Genomic DNA, 1622 nt, shown 5'->3' on the forward strand with positions numbered 1-1622 from the left:
AACAAATAGGGGTTCCGCGCACATTTCCCCGAAAAGTGCCACCTGACGTCTAAGAAACCATTATTATCATGACATTAACCTATAAAAATAGGCGTATCACGAGGCCCTTTCGTCTCGCGCGTTTCGGTGATGACGGTGAAAACCTCTGACACATGCAGCTCCCGGAGACGGTCACAGCTTGTCTGTAAGCGGATGCCGGGAGCAGACAAGCCCGTCAGGGCGCGTCAGCGGGTGTTGGCGGGTGTCGGGGCTGGCTTAACTATGCGGCATCAGAGCAGATTGTACTGAGAGTGCACCATATGCGGTGTGAAATACCGCACAGATGCGTAAGGAGAAAATACCGCATCAGGCGCCATTCGCCATTCAGGCTGCGCAACTGTTGGGAAGGGCGATCGGTGCGGGCCTCTTCGCTATTACGCCAGCTGGCGAAAGGGGGATGTGCTGCAAGGCGATTAAGTTGGGTAACGCCAGGGTTTTCCCAGTCACGACGTTGTAAAACGACGGCCAGTGAATTCGAGCTCGGTACCCGGGGATCCTCTAGAGTCGACCTGCAGGCATGCAAGCTTGGCGTAATCATGGTCATAGCTGTTTCCTGTGTGAAATTGTTATCCGCTCACAATTCCACACAACATACGAGCCGGAAGCATAAAGTGTAAAGCCTGGGGTGCCTAATGAGTGAGCTAACTCACATTAATTGCGTTGCGCTCACTGCCCGCTTTCCAGTCGGGAAACCTGTCGTGCCAGCTGCATTAATGAATCGGCCAACGCGCGGGGAGAGGCGGTTTGCGTATTGGGCGCTCTTCCGCTTCCTCGCTCACTGACTCGCTGCGCTCGGTCGTTCGGCTGCGGCGAGCGGTATCAGCTCACTCAAAGGCGGTAATACGGTTATCCACAGAATCAGGGGATAACGCAGGAAAGAACATGTGAGCAAAAGGCCAGCAAAAGGCCAGGAACCGTAAAAAGGCCGCGTTGCTGGCGTTTTTCCATAGGCTCCGCCCCCCTGACGAGCATCACAAAAATCGACGCTCAAGTCAGAGGTGGCGAAACCCGACAGGACTATAAAGATACCAGGCGTTTCCCCCTGAAAGCTCCCTCGTGCGCTCTCCTGTTCCGACCCTGCCGCTTACCGGATACCTGTCCGCCTTTCTCCCTTCGGGAAGCGTGGCGCTTTCTCATAGCTCACGCTGTAGGTATCTCAGTTCGGTGTAGGTCGTTCGCTCCAAGCTGGGCTGTGTGCACGAACCCCCCGTTCAGCCCGACCGCTGCGCCTTATCCGGTAACTATCGTCTTGAGTCCAACCCGGTAAGACACGACTTATCGCCACTGGCAGCAGCCACTGGTAACAGGATTAGCAGAGCGAGGTATGTAGGCGGTGCTACAGAGTTCTTGAAGTGGTGGCCTAACTACGGCTACACTAGAAGAACAGTATTTGGTATCTGCGCTCTGCTGAAGCCAGTTACCTTCGGAAAAAGAGTTGGTAGCTCTTGATCCGGCAAACAAACCACCGCTGGTAGCGGTGGTTTTTTGTTTGCAAGCAGCAGATTACGCGCAGAAAAAAGGATCTCAAGAAGATCCTTTGATCTTTTCTACGGGGTCTGACGCTCAGTGGAACGAAAACTCAC

Annotated in this window: 1 pseudogene; it reads right to left on the reverse strand. The window is 54.2% G+C overall.

The window, feature by feature from the left end:
- Positions 1-349: 349 nt before the first annotated feature.
- Positions 350-577, reverse strand: a pseudogene (locus RH82_RS18645) (hypothetical protein); the annotation flags it as partial.
- Positions 578-1622 lie beyond the last annotated feature (1045 nt).

Source organism: Lacinutrix jangbogonensis (assembly GCF_000797445.1).
In the GTDB taxonomy this organism is placed as follows: Bacteria; Bacteroidota; Bacteroidia; order Flavobacteriales; family Flavobacteriaceae; genus Lacinutrix; species Lacinutrix jangbogonensis.